The following is a 15,346-nucleotide window of genomic DNA, read 5'->3' as shown; positions in this document are numbered from 1 at the left end:
GAATGAGCAAACTGGCTAAAACTTTTTTCACATCACGGCACAATACTCTAATCGGAATTGGCTTAGCTTGTGTTATGGGAGTCTTAGCTTATTTTGGCTTGTTCTATCAACAAAAAGCTATTGCGCAGGATTACCCAGTCCAAGGGTTCGATGTTTCTCATCATCAAGGTGATATTAACTGGAAAAAATTATCACCGGAAAAATTCCAATTCGTCTATTTAAAAGCGACCGAAGGCGGCGATTACAAAGATCCAAAATTTCAGGAAAATTGGCTCAAGGCACGTGAACATGGGTTTCATGTAGGCGCTTATCACTTTTATCGTCTATGCCGTGATGGTAAAACGCAAGCAGATAACTTTATTTCGGCTGTACCCAACAAAGCCGATGCCCTTCCTCCTGTTGTCGATCTAGAATATGACGGAAACTGTATTAATGCGCACACCAAAGAACAATTACTTAAAGAAATAGGCATCATGCATGACCGCCTAAAACAGCATTATGGCAAACAGCCTATCTTTTATATTTCCAAAACTTTTTACCACATTGTATTAATAGGAAGTTTCCCTGATACACCGCTTTGGGTCAGAGATTACGAAGGGAAACCTGAGCTAAAAGACAAAAGAAAATGGCTCTTTTGGCAGCATAGTAATCAAGGTAAAATTGAAGGCATGACAAAACCAGTAGACTTAAATGTTTATGAGGGTTCAGTCAAAGAATGGCATCATTTTTTACAGCAGCAAGGCATCGTGAAAGCACAATAATATGCGCAAAATCATTCATATCGATATGGATGCCTTCTATGCATCGGTCGAATTACGAGAGCGTCCTGATCTAAAGCATCTTCCCGTCGTTATTTCTTCGCATCACCCGCGAGCTGTGATTGCTGCTGCCTCCTACCCTGCCCGTGAATTTGGTTTGCGTTCTGCCATGTCGATGAGTCAGGCAAGAAAACTATGTCCTCAAGTTGTCATTATTGAACCAAATTTTGAAAAATACCGTACGGTCTCCGCTCAAATTCACTCGATCTTTCAGCAATATACGCTACTTATTGAGCCTTTATCTTTGGATGAAGCTTATTTGGATGTCACTGAAAATTTAAAACAAATTGCGAGTGCAACTGAAGTTGCTATGCACATTCGAGAAGATATTTTTAGATTAACTGGGCTTACTGCATCGGCTGGTGTAGCACCAAATAAGTTTTTGGCAAAAATTGCTTCCGACTGGAACAAACCTAATGGTTTATGTGTAATCAAACCTTCGCAAGTTGCTACTTTTATTCAAGACCTTCCGCTTAAAAAGATTCCAGGCGTGGGTAAAGTCACTCAGGAAAAATTACAACAGCTTCAGCTACATACCTTAGGTGATTTACAGAAAATTGAAGAAGCTGTTTTGGTTCACCACTTTGGTAAATACGGACAACAACTCTATCTATATGCTCAGGGCATTGACCATAGACCCGTTCAAGCTGAAAGAGCTCGCCAACAAATTTCGAAAGAAACAACTTTTGATAGTGATTTTACTTTGGCTCAATGCCAGCCCTATTGGCATGGATTAGCTGAAAAAGTCTGGCAAACACTAGAGAAAAAAAAACTCAATGCACGTGGTGTAAATATCAAACTTAAACTCAAGAATTTTCAGACTCTACAACATAGTAAAAGCTTTAAAAGACCGATCCAGTCGCTACAGGACTTAATCCAAGTTTTATTTTTATTGTTAAATGAAATGCAGATACCCGAACATTTCCAGTTTCGCTTGATTGGTATAGGCGTTTATCAATTACAAACGCAAGCTGATGACTTCCAGCTTAACCTCTGGTAATTGACTACTTTTCACTCAAAAGAGCAACTTTTAAACAAAATAGACTCCCTTTTACTGAAACTTTAGAGTAACCTAATCCACGCATATTCATTACCCATGTATTTGCAACATGCCAAAGCAACCTTTACTTTCGGCATATCGTCCTGTGATTGGCGTGACGACCAAATCCGAATATTGCAGGGCACAAATGTGCCCTTTATCTTATAAAGAATTATAAAAAATTAATATTACAGCATTTCTCTACCGTATCTTCCGTTAAACTAACTCAATAAAATTACAACATATTAATTAGTTAACCATGATGAGTCCTAAACAAATTTTATGTATTGAAGATGAAGCTGCGATTATTCTTCCTCTACGTTATGCGCTTGAACGTGAAGGCTGGAATGTCAGTTGGGCAAATACGGGGACTCAAGCATTACAATATCTTTCAGAACAAGCTTTTGATTTTATTATTTTAGATATCGGTTTACCTGATCTTAACGGCTTTGAAGTCTGCAAACAACTACGCCAAAAATCTCAAACACCTTTATTATTTCTTACGGCACGAGATGATGAAATTGATAGAGTTGTCGGTTTGGAAATTGGCGCAGATGATTATTGTACAAAGCCTTTTAGTGCAAGGGAAATTGTGGCTAGAATTAAAGCCATTTGGCGTAGAATGGAAGTACAAATACAAAGTAATTCAAGTCAAAATCCAATCTCTCAGGCTGCAATAATTGCTCCATGCTCGATATGGTCATGCAAACCACAATCTTTGCAAATTCAATATTTTGGAAAATCATTACAACTGACACGTTATGAATATCGATTATTATTTTTGTTGATTCAACCTCCTGAACAAGTCTTTAGCCGTCAGCAATTAATGGATCATATTTGGGAACATCCTGAGCATAGCTTAGAACGCACAGTCGATACACATATCAAAAGTTTAAGGCAAAAACTAAAACAAATTACCCCTGATAATGATCCTATTCGGACGCATCGAGGGTTCGGATACAGTCTAGTGAAGTTAGGTTAATCAATGTCCATCTTTATCCGCATTTGGTTTTTCTTTAGCTTAGTGGTGGTACTGAGCCTAAGCTTTATTGCTTATACATTAAACCAACAGGTCAAACCAAATGTCCGCCAAGTGGTCGAAGATACACTTGCTGAAAATGCCAATATTATTGCCCAACTGATTGCAGAAGATGTAGCACAAAAACAAGTTAGTACGCCCGAATTTGATCAAAAAATTCAAGCAGCATTATCTCGCCAACTGAATGCTACAATTTGGCAGCATAAAAAAGATGAAATTAATCAACAACTTTATATAACAGATCAGCACGGCATAGTAATCTACGACTCAGAAGATCAAGCCATTGGGCAAGATTATTCAAAATGGAATGATGTTTATTTAACCCTACAAGGTAAGTACGGTGCTCGTTCTACTGCAACCACACCTTATGACCGAAACAGCAGTGTAATGTATATCGCTGCGCCGATTATCTACAAACACCAATTAATAGGTGTGGTCAGTATTGGTAAGCCAAATCAATCCGTGCAACCTTATATTACACGTGCAGAACGTCAACTGATTTATCAAGCGCTGTGGATCGCTGCACTCAGCTTATTACTTGCAAGCATGGTGGCATATTGGTTAAGACACAGTATTGATAAAGTACGTCGTTATGCTCAAGCACTAGCACCTGTCAATCAAGCTCCATTTTTCTATTCTGCAAAAGAGCTGAACCAAGTGACTCAAGCGCTCAGTGAAATGCGAGAGAAACTAGAAGATCGTGCTTATGTCGAAAATTATGTAAATACTCTGACCCATGAATTGAAAAGTCCACTCACAGCGATTCAAGCCAGTGCAGAACTATTACAAGATGATCTACCCTTAGAAGATCAACAACAATTTGCTGCACATATTGTTGAGCAAAGTCATCGCTTGCAATCTCTCATTGAACGAATGCTGTTGCTGACACGCCTAGAGAAGAATCAGCATGTTTTAGAATTCCAAAATGTTGATTTATTAAAACTAATTCGAGATTGTTTGACTCAACAACACAGTATTTTTCAAATTAAACAAATTCAAATAAAGCTGAATCTTCCTGAAGATTGTACAATTTATGCTGATCTATTTTGGCTTAAACAAGCCATCAATAATCTATTAGATAATGCAAGAGACTTTTGTTCTGAGTATGGCCTTATCGCCATTCAACTCAGGAAAAATACCGCCACTGATGGAATTGAAATTCTGTTATTCAATGAAGGTGAAGCCATTCCTGAATATGCCTTAAATCGTGTCTTTGAAACCTATTTTTCATTACCACGTCCGCATAACCAGCAAAGAAGTACAGGTATCGGACTAAGTATCGTGCAGCAGATTATCCAACAGCATCAAGGTCATATCACTATTCAAAATATCCCTGAAAATTATTTGGATTTTTTAAAGCAACACAAATCGGGAGTATTGGTAAAAATTTTACTTCATCAAAACTTCACATAAGCTTCAACTGCAACTCATTTAAAACGCATATCGATTCGAGACACTGGTCATATCAGAATGACAATGGAATCCACTATGCGTAGAAACTTTATCAATCTTAAAATAGGAGCGGTTTTATTCCTAATTTTGATTTTTTATATTGGCCTGTTTTTTATTTCAAACTTGGTAGATGAACGCCAAAGCTATCAACAACAAGTAATTCAAGACATTGCAAAAGAACAAATTCGTCCCCAACAAGTGATCGCACCATATTTAAAAATCCCTTATCAAGTTCAAACCATATGTACTGATGAGCAAAAGAAAACTTACGCTTGTATACAAACATTATTTGTCTCCCTAGGGGCAGAATCAACGGACTGGAAAGCTCAGTTTAAAGTTTCTGATAGCACTTACAAACGCAATATGTATAAAGCAATTAGTTATCAAAATCACATGTTAGGTAAAGGTGTATTTAAAGGCACAATGCTTGAATCACAACGCAACTATCTTTGGGATCAAGCTGAAATCATTTTTCCTATCCAAGATGCTCGCGGTCTAAACGCCAAGCCAACATTTAATATTGATGGAAAAAATTATAAATTTGACTTTTCTGCGCAAAGCCAAGGTCAACATGGCTTTGATCTTCTTCATATCACCAGCAAGCAATATCCTGAACTGATCCTAAAATTGCAAAAAGGTTTTAGCTTTAGTCTGCAATTTGATTTAGAAGGTTTAAGCGAATTTGCCTTTATTCCAACCAGTTACGAGATGACCTATCAAGCTAAAGGCAATTGGGGAGATGTCAAATACGATGGTCAAAGTTTGCCTTTTAAGAAACTGAGCAAAAAACAATTCTTTGAAGCTGACTGGAAAAATATTGCTTTAGGTAAACGTAATTTAGATCGTCTCTCAACCTGTGCAAATAGTCAGTGTTTTTACCAAGCTGTAAATACTCAAAGCAATCTGATCAGTGATGTTGAAGCTGCTTATGCTGCTTCAGATACATCTTCAAACAACATTTCTGGTATTTCAACGCAGTTTTTAGAACCCGTTAATATTTATACCCAAACTGATCGTGCCATCAAATATGGCATTATGGTGATCATTATTACCTTTGGTTGCTTCTTCTTATTTGAAGTTTTGAAAAGTCTTAAAATTCATCCTGTTCAGTACGCTCTGGTGGCTATGGCACAAGGTGTATTCTTTGTTTTGCTTCTATCTATAAGTGAATATTATGCTTTTGGCCTAGCCTACCTCGTTGCGGCAGTTGCATGTATTGGCTTGATTACTTGGTATTTATACTTCGTCGTTCAAGGTTTTAAAGCCGCCATACTCCTCGGTGTTTTGCTCAGTGCTTTATACGGCATGATGTATCTATTACTACAATCCAGCGGCAAGACCTTCCTTTTTGGCTCTATTCTCTCGTTCATACTAATTGCATGTGTCATGTACATCACACGCCATGTTAATTGGTATCAGTCCGAACAACAGCGCATCTAAATCTATCAGACGAAGTTAAATTTTTATATTAAAATTAGGATTTTACGATGTATCAAACGACCAAATCAGCTTTAAATCAACTCAAACAATTGTGTCCAAATCAAAGCTCCGTTGCAGCTTGCTTGAATCAGCTTCGGCGCGCCAAAATCCAATTTTTAAATTTAGGTAATATTATTGTTTGCCCACAATACCGCTCTATTCTTATTTTCAAACAGCGTAAATTAATGGAAATAGAAACTTTTTCAGCCTAATTTAAAGAAATTTACACTGCATTAGAATTGTATCAAGTACAATCTTTTCTATCGTTTTTATATCAGGTAAAACTTATGTCTGTGCAGCGTTTACACGTTACTTCACGCTACTGCGAAGTTGCGATTTCAGGTAATTTGGTACACCTAGCTGGGCAACTCGCCGATGATACAAGCGCAGATGTCACAGGGCAGACTCAACAAACTTTAGATAATATTGACCGTCTATTGGCAGAAGCTGGAACAGATAAAACCCATATCCTTTCTGTCATGATTTTCTTAAAAGATATTGAAAAAGATTATGCAGCTATGAATGCAGTTTGGGATGCATGGATTAGCGAAGGGCACCCACCAGCACGTACATGTGTAGAATCAAAACTCTATGCGCCAGACGTGCTTGTAGAAATGACGGTTGTTGCGGTCCTTCCATAATTTTCATTGATTTTAATCAATAAAAAACTGAGCAATATTGATTAGGATAGTGCTCAGTTTTTTTATGATTTTAGAAGTTTTAATTTCAGCATTTTATTCAAATCTTCTTTAATGAGTCCTAAAATTAAATTGCTATGACATCTGGGTATAGCGTCTAAGACTTCACAAAAGCGTTTGACATTCTTTCTAGCTGCGGTGTCGCATGTAAAGTTGCCAACTCTGATTCAGGACTCAATAAATCTCTTCTTAAGTCATGATAATCAGGCACGCCGCTATAATGTAACACACGATAGCCAGCCAGTTGTAATAGACGACGTTCATATTGTTGATGCGCTCGGCGTAAACCATTTTCCCCCAGAACAACGACTACAACCACCTGATAATTTTGATCAAGCACAACAAAATCAGCTGACATATTCTGATATTTACGGCGTGTATGCGCGTATTTTGTAGTTAAAAGTGCATCAAAAGACACATGAGCCAATACTGTAAATTTGGGCAAAACTGTTTGTAGTCTGGTTAAGGTCATTTGCTCATGACTAGTTAAAACTGCACGGCGCTTCAAGGCACTATCATGTTGATGCCTTCGTGACAGACTTTTCACTGCCATAACAACAACCAAAAATAATAATAAGATCGTGATTAAATAATACATGGGCCTAATCCTTTAAGTTTTTTATAATGATTTTGCTAGATCACACTTTGTTTTAATTGATAACGACACAGCCGTTTTTTAAAAGGTTCACTTAGTAATTTCACTTGTAGTTATCAAGCTTGGCTTAAATTTAGCCACCCTCACATTATTTATAATCATAGAATCAATAACAATCAAGTGCAGCTCGTCAGATTTTGACTATTTATCATTATTCGTTACGTTTTTTGTACTTTAAATCCTAAAAAATCTCATTATACGATTTAAATAGAGTCATAAAAAACAAAACAGGCTCTATTTAAGAGCCTGTTTTATCATTATCCACGAACTTTAGATTTAGGTTTACTTTTCCCGCCAAACGGTCTTTTTTCTCCTGTTTCACGAGGAGGTAAACCATTATGTTGCGTTAGAACCTGTCCTTTTTGTGGACGCTTCTGATTCGAATGATTATTCGTTTGCTGATTATTACGTTTAACCGAATCACCTGCTGTAGACGAATTTTTCTTACGAGCAGACTTATATTCCCCTTCTGTGCCTTTTGGCTGATAAGTCGGAATTAAATGCTGCTTCGAATTACCAATTAAATCTGCGCGACCCATCTCTTTTAGGGCCTCACGAAGTAATGGCCAGTTGTTTGGATCATGATAACGCAAGAATGCTTTATGCAGACGACGGCGTTTTTCACCTTTTACAATATCAACTTTTTCAGTATAGCGAGCGACTTTAGCAAGCGGGTTTTTGCCCGAATAATACATGGTTGTTGCAGTTGCCATTGGCGAGGGATAGAACGTCTGTACTTGATCGGCACGGAAACCATTCTTTTTCAACCAAATTGCAAGGTGCATCATGTCATAATCTGAAGTACCCGGATGCGCAGCAATAAAGTAAGGAATTAAATATTGCTCTTTTCCTGCTTCTTTACTAAAACGGTCAAACATTTGTTTGAAACGATCATACGTACCAATACCCGGTTTCATCATCTTAGATAACGGACCTTGTTCGGTATGTTCAGGAGCAATTTTTAAATAACCACCAACATGGTGTTGTACTAGTTCTTTTACATATTCAGGGTTGAGTACCGCAAGGTCATAACGTAAACCAGAACCAATCAGAATTTTCTTCACACCTTTAATAGCGCGCGCTTTACGGTAAAGCTGTACTAAAGGTGCATGATCCGTATGCAAGTTTTGACAAACACCCGGATAAACACAAGAAGGTTTACGACAGTTCTTCTCAATTTCAGGATCTTTACAGTGCAAACGGTACATGTTTGCTGTTGGGCCACCTAAATCTGAAATAATACCGGTGAAGTTTGGTGCCGTATCACGGATTTTTTCAATCTCACGTAAGATCGAATCTTCCGAACGGTTTTGAATAATACGCCCTTCATGTTCTGTAATTGAACAGAATGTACAGCCGCCAAAACAGCCACGCATAATGTTGACCGAGAATTTGATCATATCAAATGCAGGGAAACGAGCATCACCATAAGTAGGATGTGGCAAACGTGCATATGGAAGATCAAACACATAGTCCATTTCCTCTGTAGTTAGAGGAATTGGAGGCGGGTTAATCCACACATCTCGTTCACCATGGCGTTGAACGAGTGCACGAGCATTACCCGGATTAGTTTCAAGGTGCAAAATACGGTTTGCATGCGCATAAAGCACTTGATCATTTGCCACTTCTTCAAAAGAAGGCAAGCGAATAACCGCCAACTCTCGTGGTGGTAATTTGTGTTTAATTGCTTTTGATGGTGCTGGCTTTAATTGAACGATTTGAGTGTCGTCATCGAGTTTGTCGCCTTCACGCACAATCGGGTTTGCAACAATCTCTTTTTGGAAGTTTTGATACTGAGCTAAAGAGTTACCCTTTTCTTTTTCAACCTCACAGCCGTCAATATCTTCTGTCATGACATATGGGTTAATAATTGGATCAACACGCCCAACCGTATCTACATCATTACTCGCAACTTCAACAAACTTTGCTTTTGATGCTTTATTATGTTTATTAATAATAAATGCAGTACCACGAACATCTGTAATCTCGTGGATTTTCTCACCTTTAGCCAAACGATGCATTACATCAATAATGGCACGCTCACCATTACCGTACATGAGCAAATCGGCTTTTGAGTCCATCAAAATCGAACGACGGACTTTATCTGACCAATAATCGTAGTGTGCGATACGGCGTAAACTGCCTTCAATACCACCCAATAACACAGGTACATCAGGGAATGCTTCTCGACACCGTTGGCAATAAACTGTTGCTGCGCGGTCAGGACGTTTATTCGGTTCATTGTTTGGAGAATATGCATCATCAGAACGGATTTTACGATCTGCCGTATAACGGTTAATCATCGAATCCATATTACCTGCGGTTACACCCCAAGCAATCGTTGGCTTACCTAAAACGCGGAAGCTTTCAACATTGGTCCAGTCTGGCTGCGCAATAATTCCGACACGGAAACCTTGTGCTTCAAGTACACGTCCAATCACACCCGATACAAACGATGGATGGTCGATATAAGCATCGCCACAAACCAAAATAAAGTCACATGCATCCCAGCCGAGTTGGTCCATTTCTTCTCGTGACATCAGCAAAAATGGTGCGGGTTCAAAACACGACGCCCAATATTTGTCGTAATCAAACAGCGCTTTGGGCGCAGTCTGCATGGTGTAGGCAGTAGACATGGCTTGCGAATCTCGGCTAGCAGATGGAGGAGAGACATCTAAAGATGAAAGCCGATCATTTTAACATGAATTCCATTCATTTTCCCTGTTTATAAAACATGCGAAAACAACAATATAGAAATTAATTTGATTAAACTTTACTCAATATTTTATTCTTAGAATAAATACGGCGGAACAAAATCCGCCGCAGTTTTAATTTTTATTTATAGAGCTTAAAACAAAGCTTTTGGCAAACGAATCTGAATAATCTCGTTATCGTCAGCCAGTTTTGCGTTACGTCCTGTCGAACCAGGGAAGTTATTATCATTGAAAACCGTCAGCGTGGTGCCATTTTCAATAATTACATCTTCAATGGTTTCAAATGGAAAAGCAAAAACCTGTCCCGTACCAATATCCCCTGCTCTAGCTGTGCTATACAGCATATTCGGGTTTGCAATTTTAATTAAATCAACCAAATCTTCACGGCTGACTAGCTGGCCTGACTCATTTAATTTGATACGAATTAATTTTTTATATCCGCCTAAATTATTCTGTGTTGCATCACGTTCAATAATAATGCCTTCTTTATCATTAAAGAGTTGGAAGTCACCAATATTGGTTGCCTTACTGTCTAACTGGAACCAATAATATTTCCCTGTATACGCTTTTTTCTTCAGGTCGAATTGCGAAATCAGCAACTGTCTTTCTGTTTCCCGAATTGATTTAATTGGCTTTTCTATAAGAGGGTAAAGATACTGCCCATCTGGCGAAATCGCCATTCCTTCAAAACCACCACTTTGTTGAACTAGAGGTTCTACAAAATTAATTTGTGCTTTATTAAACTGATTTTGTGGTGAACGTAATTCTTGAGTGGGATTTAACGGATTTGGCAGAGCAATCGGCGCATCTAATAACACGCCATCTGCTGAAAAATGAAGTAAATAAGGTCCAAACTCATCTCCAATCCAATAAGTCCCATCACTAGTGCGTTGCATTGACTCTGGATCAAAATCAGCGCCCGTTAATAAACGCTCAGCTGTATCACCATTGACGATATTAAATGGAATTAATTTATTCGGATCACGCAGTTGGATAAAGCTTTGTACAGTAACTTGGCTCGTGCCTTTAGCTTTAGTTTTGAAATCAGGCTTTATTTTATAAATACGAAGTAAAAAGTCTGCTGAATTATCTTGAGTTCCAAAACCATTATCGGCCATTGCCATATAACTGCCATCTTCATTTTTTAATGCAGCAGAAAACCCCTGTACAGGCTGACCTTTAAATGGAGGATAAATTCCATTTGCACCTTTTACATAGGCACCAGAGTCTGGACCAGCAGCATAAGTTTCTACAGGTAACTTAGCAAAAGAAATTAAGGTTGGTTCAGTAACGTTTTCAGAGGGTGAAGTTTGTTCTTGGTCGTTATCATCATTACATGCTGCCAATCCTAAACTGGCGCAGCATAATAATACCGCTAATGTTTTTTTGCTCATGGTTTTATACAGTTGGTAAAAAATTAAGCAAATTTAATCAAGCTTATATGAAGTTTTTACTTCAAAAAGATGAAATCTTTATGGCGAAAATATGACAAGACTAACTATTTAATACAACCTCAAAAATTCGACCTCTTCGCTAAGAACTGATTAAAGTTTTGTTGGCTGATATTCTCCAGCAATTGCTGCTTTTAAAAATTTTTGGAAAGTTGGACATTCCATATGATTTTCAGCAGGACATACAGCAGCATGTTCTAATCCTTGGCTGATAAAATGCAATCGTTTTGCCATTTGCTCTAATTGTTCAGCTTTATCTTTTAATTTTTGCCGATCAAGTTCAGGCTTACCATCTTGTCCAAACATTGCAGCAATCTCATTTAAAGAAAAACCCGCAGCACGACCTAAAGAGATTAATGCCAATTGATCAATGACCTGCTTGCCATATTGTCGACGTAAGCCTTGCCGCCCTATCGATTTAATTAATCCCTTCTCTTCATAAAAACGTAGTGTAGCCGTTGTGACTTTTGCCTTTTTAGCAACTTCACCAATATCCATAATAACCTCTTGACTTCAAGTAAACTTGAACTTGCACAATAAATTTATCACGTTTCATACGTATAAAAGCAAGGTGTAAAAATGAATACCTCTACATTGTTTTTTCAAGCTTTATATCTTGGTATTGGGGCCACTATATTTATGGATATTTGGCTATTAATATTAAAGATATTCAAAATTCCGACCTTAAATTTTGCCTTCCTCGGCCGCTGGGTTGGTTGGATATTTCAAGGGAAACTCATCCATCAATCTATTGCAAAAAGCTCTCGAATTAAGGGTGAATATTTATTGGGCTGGGTTGCTCACTATAGTGTTGGGATTATCTTTGCATTGAGTTTTCTTTTCATTATTGGTTCAACTTGGCTTAGCCAACCTCAGTTTTATTCAGCACTTCTATTTGGTGTAGTCACCGTCCTCATTCCATTTTTTATTATGCAACCTGCGATGGGTAGTGGCTTTGCTTCATCAAAAAAACCTCATCCTTTTTTAAACTGTCTAAAAAGTTTGATGAACCATAGTGTTTTTGGTTGTGGCTTATATCTCACTGCAAAACTATTTCAAATTTAAAGAAAAAGGACTGCTCATGAAGACTGTTGCCATCATTTACCATAGCCGCCAAGGTCACACCCAATTTATTGCTCAGCAAATTCAAACTGGTATTTTGAGCCATAAAAATATGAAAGCAGATTTACTCAATACTGAATATATTATCAACAGCCCAGAAATTCTCATCCAATATGACGGCTTAATTTGGGGATCCCCCACTTATTTAGGTGGTGTGTCTTCGAAGTTAAAACAACTCATGGACGCAACTGGTCCATTATGGAAAAAACAAAGTTTTAAAGGAAAATTAGCGGCTGGATTTACCGTTTCATCTCTTCCTGCTGGTGATAAACAATCCACGCTAATTTCGATTTTCACCTTTTGTATGCAACACGGCATGTTATGGGTCGGTAATCCAATCATGCCTGAACAGCACCAAGGCATTCCTTATACGCAAGCAGCCAATCGTCTCGGTTCATGGTCAGGCTTAATGGCTCAGACTGAACATGGCAGTAATGCAGATGGTTTTGATGAAGGAGATATTAAAACTGCTCAACAATTTGGAGAAAATTTTGCATTGACCTTAAATGCTTATCAAGGAATATAAGGCCATGAAAGCACAGAAACTTTTATTCCTCTTAATTTTATCAGGAATGATGTCTTTTATAGTTTTCAGGTATTTCAACTTTCAAGGCTGTAGGGCTAAATCATCACTTCGTTTCATTATGGGTATCAGCTTGGATTATTGCATGGATATTAGCTTTTCCAAGTGTATTGATTTGTGCTCCTATAGCCCAGAAATTAGTCGACATCATATTTAAGAAAGTTGAAAAAATACGCCTGTAAGTTAAAACGTACAAAAATTGCGGTGATTTGCGGATATTCGGCTTTAGTGTTTTTTCATAGTATATAAATCATAGAGAGACAGGATGTCTCATTGAAGAAGAATAAGAACGCAGGAAGCGGTAGTTGACAGGAGTTAGCTACATAAAGCTGAATACGATGAAACCTCGACAGGATGTCGGGGTTTTTTCATTTCAATTATACAAAACTCTTACTTTATGGATGCGCTGAGCAACAGAACTTATATTGATCCGATAAGTACGGCTGAATACCATCATTTCATTTGAAATTTGATTATTGGTTTTGTATTTTGCTTACCTCATCTTTAGCTCAAGATCATTTTGAGCCATCAGAATTACACCGCTTTAGCCTCAAATTTTTTATTATTGTATTGATGACAATAATGACAGGGTGTACAAGCTTAGGACCTAACAGTGGCTCATTTTCTTGGCGCTCCAATAAACTCTCGTCTGGCTTACAAAAAGCTTATTCTGTTCCAGCGAGTACAGCCAATCGGCTATCTCCAATGATTATTCAAAGTGCTGACCAATATAATGTCCCCCCTCTTTTACTCGCAGCAGTCATCAGGCAAGAGTCTAGTTACAATAGTAATGCTCGCTCTCCTACTGGTGCTGTCGGTTTAACTCAAATTATTCCGAGTTATTGGCAACAAACTTGTGCTGGGAATTTGTATGATGAAACTACTAATATTCAATGTGGTGCTTATATCTTAAATCACTATTATCAGTCAGCTGATAGTTGGTTCAAGGCAACAGCTTATTATAATGTGGGACCAACTGGATATGAGCGAAGCTTCTGGACACGACACAAAGCAAAAAAATATGCTCGATCTGTGAAACGTCATCAGAAAACTTTAAAAAGTGCATTATAAATTCAGATCAAATAAAAAAAGCCCATCTATTAATGGGCTTTTTTACATAGTTAATTTTATTCGTCAAATAAACCTTCAAATAAAACAGAAGATAAATAACGTTCTCCGCTATCAGGAAGAATAACAACTATTGTTTTACCAGCATTTTCAGGACGCTCTGCAATTTTAGCTGCAGCAGCCAAGGCAGCTCCACTTGAGATACCTACCAAAATACCTTCTTGAGTTGCACAGTTTCTCGCCCATTGAATTGCTTCTCCACTACTCACTGGTAAGACTTCATCAACCAAATCCAAATCAAGATTTTTTGGAATAAAGTTTGCACCAATCCCCTGAATTTTATGAGGTGCAGGCGTAATACTTTCACCATTTTTAGTTTGAGTAATAATTGGAGACTCAGCAGGTTCAACTGCTACTGAGTACAATGGCTTATTTTGGACCTGTTCAAAATAACGAGAAATACCCGTTATCGTACCTCCAGTACCTACGCCAGCAACTAAAATATCAATCTGCCCACCTGTTGCTTGCCAAATTTCTGGGCCAGTTGTGTCCACATGAATTTGTGGATTGGCTGGATTTTCAAATTGTTGTGGCAAAAAATAAACATCTGGCTGTTCAGTTGCTAATCGTACCGCTTCATCAACCGCCCCTTTCATCCCTTTCGCCGGTTCAGTTAGAACTAAATTAGCACCTAAAGCTTTTAACACTTTTCTACGTTCAAGACTCATGCTGGCTGGCATAGTCAAAGTAATTGCATAACCCTTCGCTGCCGCAACAAAAGCCAATGCAATCCCTGTATTACCACTAGTTGGTTCAACTATATGCATGCCTTCTTTCAACACACCTCTTTTTTCTGCATCTGCAATAAGTGCAGCCCCAATACGGCATTTCACAGAAAAGGCAGGATTACGACTTTCTACTTTCGCTAATACAGTTGCACCAGTTTTAATTAAACGGTTGATGCGAACTAAAGGAGTATTACCAATAGCTTCTGCATTATTTGTATAAACTGCAATACCTAAATTATTGGGTGTTGGGAATTGTTGATCGGTAGACATGTTATATCCTTATTAGACTTGATATGAATTTCTTCCATTATAATCATATAAAGAATTGACGATACAAATTCCCCTAATAAAAAAACACCCCCATTCGTTAGAACGGGGGTGTTTAGAATAATGAGCTGGCGATGACTTACTCTCACATGGGTAACCCCACACTACCATCA

The 15,346-nt window shown here is 38.0% G+C and carries 16 protein-coding genes and 1 pseudogene; 11 read left to right on the top strand and 6 right to left on the bottom strand.

Annotated features, from left to right (window positions below):
• Positions 1–2: 2 nt before the first annotated feature.
• On the top strand, positions 3–761 hold the full coding sequence (locus MKL33_RS05830) for a glycoside hydrolase family 25 protein (RefSeq protein ID WP_270906648.1): 759 nt from the start codon (positions 3–5) through the stop codon (positions 759–761).
• Between the two features lies 1 nt (position 762).
• On the top strand, positions 763–1,818 hold the full coding sequence (gene dinB / locus MKL33_RS05825) for a DNA polymerase IV (protein ID WP_057070641.1): 1,056 nt from the start codon (positions 763–765) through the stop codon (positions 1,816–1,818).
• A gap of 4 nt (positions 1,819–1,822) precedes the next feature.
• Here dinB and MKL33_RS05820 read toward each other — a convergent pair whose 3' ends face one another.
• Entirely contained in the window at positions 1,823–1,939 is a 117-nt protein-coding gene (locus tag MKL33_RS05820) for a hypothetical protein (RefSeq protein WP_002121660.1), read from the bottom strand.
• 177 nt (positions 1,940–2,116) lie between these two features.
• Here MKL33_RS05820 and creB point away from each other — a divergent pair, with 177 nt between their 5' ends.
• From creB to MKL33_RS05795, 5 genes are all read left to right on the top strand, one after another.
• Positions 2,117–2,839: a two-component system response regulator CreB gene (gene creB / locus MKL33_RS05815; protein ID WP_270906647.1), complete on the top strand. Its 723-nt coding sequence runs from the start codon at positions 2,117–2,119 to the stop codon at positions 2,837–2,839.
• Positions 2,840–2,842: 3 nt separating this feature from the next.
• Positions 2,843–4,309: a two-component system sensor histidine kinase CreC gene (creC, locus tag MKL33_RS05810; RefSeq protein ID WP_069037027.1), complete on the top strand. Its 1,467-nt coding sequence runs from the start codon at positions 2,843–2,845 to the stop codon at positions 4,307–4,309.
• A gap of 75 nt (positions 4,310–4,384) precedes the next feature.
• Positions 4,385–5,788 carry a cell envelope integrity protein CreD gene (gene creD / locus MKL33_RS05805; RefSeq protein WP_014208146.1) on the top strand — a complete coding sequence of 468 codons (1,404 nt, stop codon included), beginning with the start codon at positions 4,385–4,387 and terminating at the stop codon, positions 5,786–5,788.
• Between the two features lie 47 nt (positions 5,789–5,835).
• Positions 5,836–6,039, top strand: a complete 204-nt coding sequence (locus MKL33_RS05800) for a hypothetical protein (RefSeq protein ID WP_014208145.1) — start codon at positions 5,836–5,838, stop codon at positions 6,037–6,039.
• A gap of 75 nt (positions 6,040–6,114) precedes the next feature.
• On the top strand, positions 6,115–6,468 hold the full coding sequence (locus tag MKL33_RS05795; protein ID WP_014208144.1) for a RidA family protein: 354 nt from the start codon (positions 6,115–6,117) through the stop codon (positions 6,466–6,468).
• 154 nt (positions 6,469–6,622) lie between these two features.
• On the opposite strand, the gene MKL33_RS05790 is transcribed toward MKL33_RS05795, so the two are convergent.
• From MKL33_RS05790 to MKL33_RS05775, 4 genes are all read right to left on the bottom strand, one after another.
• A complete protein-coding gene (locus MKL33_RS05790) occupies positions 6,623–7,123 on the bottom strand; it encodes a DUF2726 domain-containing protein (protein ID WP_014208143.1) in 501 nt (166 codons plus the stop codon).
• Positions 7,124–7,437: 314 nt separating this feature from the next.
• Positions 7,438–9,816 carry a YgiQ family radical SAM protein gene (locus MKL33_RS05785; RefSeq protein ID WP_270906646.1) on the bottom strand — a complete coding sequence of 793 codons (2,379 nt, stop codon included), beginning with the start codon at positions 9,814–9,816 and terminating at the stop codon, positions 7,438–7,440.
• Positions 9,817–10,028: 212 nt separating this feature from the next.
• Positions 10,029–11,288, bottom strand: a complete 1,260-nt coding sequence (locus MKL33_RS05780; RefSeq protein WP_161283097.1) for an esterase-like activity of phytase family protein — start codon at positions 11,286–11,288, stop codon at positions 10,029–10,031.
• 150 nt (positions 11,289–11,438) lie between these two features.
• The gene (locus MKL33_RS05775; RefSeq protein WP_032005802.1) at positions 11,439–11,843 is read right to left on the bottom strand and encodes a helix-turn-helix domain-containing protein; all 405 of its coding nucleotides are present in this window, start codon (positions 11,841–11,843) and stop codon (positions 11,439–11,441) included.
• An 81-nt stretch (positions 11,844–11,924) separates the two neighbouring features.
• On the opposite strand from MKL33_RS05775, the gene MKL33_RS05770 reads away from it, so the two are divergent.
• From MKL33_RS05770 to MKL33_RS05755, 4 genes and pseudogenes are all read left to right on the top strand, one after another.
• Positions 11,925–12,410: a DUF2938 domain-containing protein gene (locus MKL33_RS05770; RefSeq protein WP_119685525.1), complete on the top strand. Its 486-nt coding sequence runs from the start codon at positions 11,925–11,927 to the stop codon at positions 12,408–12,410.
• Between the two features lie 16 nt (positions 12,411–12,426).
• Complete coding sequence (locus MKL33_RS05765; RefSeq protein WP_270906645.1) at positions 12,427–12,993, top strand: flavodoxin family protein; 567 nt, start codon at positions 12,427–12,429, stop codon at positions 12,991–12,993.
• A gap of 4 nt (positions 12,994–12,997) precedes the next feature.
• Positions 12,998–13,232, top strand: a pseudogene (locus MKL33_RS05760) (DUF2798 domain-containing protein).
• A 280-nt stretch (positions 13,233–13,512) separates the two neighbouring features.
• Complete coding sequence (locus MKL33_RS05755) at positions 13,513–14,121, top strand: lytic transglycosylase domain-containing protein (protein ID WP_199985841.1); 609 nt, start codon at positions 13,513–13,515, stop codon at positions 14,119–14,121.
• A gap of 56 nt (positions 14,122–14,177) precedes the next feature.
• On the opposite strand, the gene cysK is transcribed toward MKL33_RS05755, so the two are convergent.
• On the bottom strand, positions 14,178–15,176 hold the full coding sequence (gene cysK / locus MKL33_RS05750; protein WP_270906644.1) for a cysteine synthase A: 999 nt from the start codon (positions 15,174–15,176) through the stop codon (positions 14,178–14,180).
• Between the last annotated feature and the right edge of the window lie 170 nt (positions 15,177–15,346).

Source organism: Acinetobacter sp. AOR43_HL (assembly GCF_027854635.1).
Classification (GTDB): Bacteria; Pseudomonadota; Gammaproteobacteria; order Pseudomonadales; family Moraxellaceae; genus Acinetobacter; species Acinetobacter pittii.
Note: the sequence above shows the minus strand (reverse complement) of the source record. Positions and strands in the feature narration are given on the sequence as shown.

Excerpts from the sequence above, each read along its gene's own strand:
- MKL33_RS05830 (WP_270906648.1), top strand. The coding sequence starts at position 3 with ATGAGCAAACTGGCTAAAACTTTTTTCACATCACGGCACAATACTCTA.
- dinB (WP_057070641.1), top strand. The coding sequence starts at position 763 with ATGCGCAAAATCATTCATATCGATATGGATGCCTTCTATGCATCGGTC.
- creB (WP_270906647.1), top strand. The coding sequence starts at position 2,117 with ATGATGAGTCCTAAACAAATTTTATGTATTGAAGATGAAGCTGCGATT.
- creC (WP_069037027.1), top strand. The coding sequence starts at position 2,843 with ATGTCCATCTTTATCCGCATTTGGTTTTTCTTTAGCTTAGTGGTGGTA.
- creD (WP_014208146.1), top strand. The coding sequence starts at position 4,385 with ATGCGTAGAAACTTTATCAATCTTAAAATAGGAGCGGTTTTATTCCTA.
- MKL33_RS05800 (WP_014208145.1), top strand. The coding sequence starts at position 5,836 with ATGTATCAAACGACCAAATCAGCTTTAAATCAACTCAAACAATTGTGT.
- MKL33_RS05795 (WP_014208144.1), top strand. The coding sequence starts at position 6,115 with ATGTCTGTGCAGCGTTTACACGTTACTTCACGCTACTGCGAAGTTGCG.
- MKL33_RS05790 (WP_014208143.1), bottom strand. The coding sequence starts at position 7,123 with ATGTATTATTTAATCACGATCTTATTATTATTTTTGGTTGTTGTTATG.
- MKL33_RS05785 (WP_270906646.1), bottom strand. The coding sequence starts at position 9,816 with ATGTCTACTGCCTACACCATGCAGACTGCGCCCAAAGCGCTGTTTGAT.
- MKL33_RS05780 (WP_161283097.1), bottom strand. The coding sequence starts at position 11,288 with ATGAGCAAAAAAACATTAGCGGTATTATTATGCTGCGCCAGTTTAGGA.
- MKL33_RS05775 (WP_032005802.1), bottom strand. The coding sequence starts at position 11,843 with ATGGATATTGGTGAAGTTGCTAAAAAGGCAAAAGTCACAACGGCTACA.
- MKL33_RS05770 (WP_119685525.1), top strand. The coding sequence starts at position 11,925 with ATGAATACCTCTACATTGTTTTTTCAAGCTTTATATCTTGGTATTGGG.
- MKL33_RS05765 (WP_270906645.1), top strand. The coding sequence starts at position 12,427 with ATGAAGACTGTTGCCATCATTTACCATAGCCGCCAAGGTCACACCCAA.
- cysK (WP_270906644.1), bottom strand. The coding sequence starts at position 15,176 with ATGTCTACCGATCAACAATTCCCAACACCCAATAATTTAGGTATTGCA.